This window comes from Psychrobacter faecalis (assembly GCF_016107575.1).
GTDB lineage: Bacteria > Pseudomonadota > Gammaproteobacteria > Pseudomonadales > Moraxellaceae > Psychrobacter > Psychrobacter faecalis.
Window position 1 is genome coordinate 1 of sequence record NZ_JABAST010000072.1, and the last position, 4,152, is coordinate 4,152.

Here is a 4,152-nt window from a genome sequence, read left to right on the forward strand (position 1 = left end):
TTTGGTCGGTGGATAAAAACTTTGATGCTAGCGCATCTAGGTCTTTTTTTCACCTTGCATTTGGTATTGCACTTCATGTGTTAATCTAAGTATAGAAAGAATTAATATATTATAAATTATCTTTATAGAACCTAAGTAAATCATTCCAAACTTTTTCTTGAGAAAAGTTTTCAATAGCCCATCCTCTCGCTAGACGATATTTTTGCTCAAAACTAGGATCAGTAGAAGCTTCATCGATAGCCTGTGCGATAGAGGCCGTATCCTTGAAATTAAATTTTCTGCCGCTGATACCTTCTTTTACACTATCTTTAACACCAATGACGTCATAAGCAAAAGTTGGAATACCGCAGCTAGCCGCTTCAATAGCGACATTACCAAAACCCTCTCTATGAGTTAGGAATAAATGTAGATCGGCTTCTATAAAGTGTTGTTCAATATTGTCGGTATAAGGAACATGTACAATATTAGGATAAACAGATATTAAGGAGGATAGTATTGCTTCAGAAGTAGAGTCTTCAACTGGACCTACAAGTTTGAAAGTGATATTTTTATTATTGATATTTGTAATAACTTCTACTAAATCCTGAATACCTTTATCGATACAAATACGTCCAGCAACTAAAACCGTAAAGGAGTCGTTCTTAGTATATTTTTTAGGTTGGAACCTAGTAGTATCGACACCATTTGAGGAACCAGAGCCCAGTAAATAAGACTTACTTCGACTTGTAAGGCCTTCTTCTATATAAGCTTCTCGTAAAGAATCAGAAATAAAAATGACCTTTTTTGAGCTTAGTAGCGATACTTTATCTAGTAATTGATAAATTTTTCTTTTTGTTCCAGAGTAGTTCTCATAAGCTCTCCCTCTAATAATAGCCACTGTATTATTATGTCGTGTAATTGATGTTGCTATACTACCTAATAATAGTGCCTTGGGTGTCGAGTAAACTACTAAATCAAAGCGATTAGCTGAAAAGTAGTAGATAAGAGAGACCAAAGACTTTATATCTTGAATTATTGAAGGCTTACGTACTAATTTAGCATCAAAAACGTTACCCACTTCTCGTTTAATCAACTTAGTAAAGTTCTGCTTATCCCCGCCTGAAATAAAGGTCATATCGAAGTTAGAGTTTTCTTTAAAATATTCAAACTGACCTCGACATAACATTTGAAAAGATATAGCATCTGTCATAATGTAACAAACTTTAGACTTCTGCATAAATAATATCCCTTATATTAAGTGAGAGTAGACGGTGAATTTGGAATGAATAAAGAGATAAGCTATAAATCATCATAATTTAGATTGCTCTTAATAATTCGGAACTTTCCGCTTGCTTCACGAGGAATATCCTGCACATAGCTTAGTTCTATAGTCATTTTGCTTCCTACCCTTTGTTTTAATGCTTGTATAAAGGCAATCTCTGAGTCAGTCGTAAAGCTGTTATTTTTAACTATCATTACTTTGATTGAGTCTTTATAATTTTGGATAACTTGGAAGCAGATAATACCATTAATTCCCTTAGCAGAATTTCCAATGTTAACTTGATTGATTTTCCCTTTTTCTGGAGAATAAATATAATCGCTAGACCTGCCTTCAATACTTTCAATTAACGGAAAACTTGAGCCACATGAGCAGGTCATATCTTTAGGTGCTAGTCGGACAATATCTCCTACTCTATATCTTATCAGTGGTGTTCCACGAGAAGTAAAGGATGTAACGATGAGTTCACCTTCTGTAACAGGAAGAAGATCATCATCTAAGACCTCAATAATTCCAGAAAGAGGGTTTAAATGTAGAGAGCCCGCGCTACACTCTGTAATGATTGGGGCCCCTTCTGAAGCTGAATAATGATCAGCAACTGTGCACCCTAATACTCTGCTGATAACTTCTCTATACTTTGGCGTTAGGTTCTCAGATGTTGAGAAAAATACTTTGACAGGCTTGTTTAATCTCAATCCTTTTGAGTCAGCAATTTCACAAATTGTAAATACACTTGAAGGGAAACCAACAATAAACTCAGGTTGATAGGAGTTTATCGATTTCCAGTAAACATCGAAATTTTTATTACTAATATGAAATGTAGAGTAATAACGAATTTTATTAATAAAATCATAGTGTGAACATATACCTTTAGATATATCCCGCTCTGTTATCAGGTTTTTCCCGGAAAACCATGCTGTCTTTTTGCCAAATTTAAAGCCGTGTGTTTCTTTATGAGCATCAACAATAGCCCAGCGCTCTTGCATGTCTTCTTTAGTCATGTAAGTTTTTAAAGAACTGCCCGTTGTGCCACTAGTTTGATTGATGATACTGCTTCTTTTTTTAACAGTTCTAATTTCATCAAAATGATTTATTAAGTCACTTTTCTCTAAAATAGGGAGGGTGTATATATCGAGATTACTAATCATCTCTCTAGTTAGGTTCTTATTAAACCACTTAGAGTTTTCATGAACATAAGTTAGGAAGTCGGTAAACCTTTTATCGACTTCTTTTTTAAGTTGAGTAGCATTAGACCTTTCCCATTTCTTATGATATTTTTTATATTCTTTATATTTTTTGCCATGACGAATACGATATAGGTTACTTGAAACTATTGTAATAGCAAGATCTTGAATCTGAATTGGTGCAGCTTTAAAAGCTTTAAATAATATAGACATGAATTGTTCTCTATTAGAAGTATTAAATAACTATTTAGAATGTCTGACTAAATCTCTGCAATTATTCCAAAAAATTTTACGTCGCTCTTCTAAGATGGATTTATCGTAAGTTTTAGAAACTTCATAGTTTCTTACTCCATTCTTAAACCTTAGTTTTTGAGACTCAATCAGCTCTACTAGTTTATTAGTTAAAGCGATTGTATCTTTCGGTGGAATCAAACATGTGTGAGCTAAGAGTTCGGAAATACCACCGACATCAGATGCTACGGCTGGTAACCCTACACTCATCGCCTCTATTAAAGCTCTAGGTAAGCCTTCTGTATAACTTGGTTGGATATATAAGTCTAAAGTCTCCAACCAACTTAATACCTCCCTACCGCCTTTTAATCTTCCTTTAAAGTGTATTTTGTGAGAGATGTTTAGTTCTGCTGCTAGTTTTCTATAATACTCTAATTGTGAACCAGAGCCTACAATAGTTAAACTTACATTATAACCTCTAATGTTTAATTCGCGAATCGACTGAATTGCTTCAATAATCCCTTTATAGTGATTATTATAATCTCCAATAAGACCAATTTTGACTAAAGAGCTCTGTAGTTTATAAGACTCTAGAGTGAATGCTTTTTCAGCAATACTTATTTCAATGTTAGATGCATAGCTTTGGTATGCTTTTGTAGGATATTTATTTTGTAAGGCGTGCTTTGTTACATATATAACTCCATTTGCATGTTCTATAAAAAATTGATTTATCTTGAAGAAGGAATGGGTAAAAACTTTGAAGATTAAGTTTGGATTTTCTCTTGAGTTAAGGAGAGCATCTTGAGCATCTCCAGCGACCTCAATGAAAAATTTCTTTTTATAAATCAAATTAACTAGTAGTCCAAAAATACCTAAAAAACTAGGTAATCTTGTAACTATAAAATCTGCATTTTTAATCTCTTTGGCGAAGATATGTAAATTATATATAAGGTGTATGGTAAAAGCCTTTGAGAAAAAGAGCCCTTTAATAGGTCGGAAGGTCAAGTTTTGCAGTGTAAGTAGAGTCGCCTTATCCGTATTATTTGAATACTCCATACGAGTAATAATAGCGATACTATCCTTAAAGTCTATATAGCGTTCTAAGACACTATCGGTAATTCCACCTTTTGTATATATTTGGCTAAGATGCTTAGTAAGCCTACAGTCATAGATATATAGACATTTTAACGCACTTTGACTATTCATAGGGACTCTTTATATCAGTTTCTTATCAGCTATTAATAAGATATAATTTTTAAAAAATTAATATATTTAGCTATAGACTATATTAGCTATTTATGTCTCAGTTTTCTCTGCACACGACAAAAAATCATCCCCACCCGATTTTCATAGGTTTAGGGGTTAAAAAGCTAACTAACTGTCGAAGTACAGTCTTATCATTGTTAAAGAACACCAAGCGAAGGCCCTCAATCAACACATCCAGTCCAAGCGCAAACAAACTGGCTTGAGGTCGAGCGT

General features: G+C 33.6%; 3 protein-coding genes. All 3 read right to left on the reverse strand.

Annotation, left to right across the window (positions count from 1 at the left end; genetic code table 11):
• Nucleotides 1-109: 109 nt before the first annotated feature.
• The 3 genes from JFC07_RS12910 to JFC07_RS12920 all read right to left on the reverse strand — a co-directional run bounded on the left by JFC07_RS12910 (nucleotide 110) and on the right by JFC07_RS12920 (nucleotide 3,879).
• On the reverse strand, nucleotides 110-1,216 hold the full coding sequence (locus JFC07_RS12910) for a glycosyltransferase (protein ID WP_198329215.1): 1,107 nt from the start codon (nucleotides 1,214-1,216) through the stop codon (nucleotides 110-112).
• 62 nt (nucleotides 1,217-1,278) lie between these two features.
• Nucleotides 1,279-2,655 carry a phenylacetate--CoA ligase family protein gene (locus tag JFC07_RS12915; RefSeq protein WP_198329216.1) on the reverse strand — a complete coding sequence of 459 codons (1,377 nt, stop codon included), beginning with the start codon at nucleotides 2,653-2,655 and terminating at the stop codon, nucleotides 1,279-1,281.
• A 30-nt stretch (nucleotides 2,656-2,685) separates the two neighbouring features.
• Complete coding sequence (locus JFC07_RS12920; RefSeq protein ID WP_198329217.1) at nucleotides 2,686-3,879, reverse strand: glycosyltransferase; 1,194 nt, start codon at nucleotides 3,877-3,879, stop codon at nucleotides 2,686-2,688.
• Between the last annotated feature and the right edge of the window lie 273 nt (nucleotides 3,880-4,152).

Excerpts from the sequence above, each read along its gene's own strand:
- JFC07_RS12910 (WP_198329215.1), bottom strand. The coding sequence starts at position 1,216 with ATGCAGAAGTCTAAAGTTTGTTACATTATGACAGATGCTATATCTTTT.
- JFC07_RS12915 (WP_198329216.1), bottom strand. The coding sequence starts at position 2,655 with ATGTCTATATTATTTAAAGCTTTTAAAGCTGCACCAATTCAGATTCAA.
- JFC07_RS12920 (WP_198329217.1), bottom strand. The coding sequence starts at position 3,879 with ATGAATAGTCAAAGTGCGTTAAAATGTCTATATATCTATGACTGTAGG.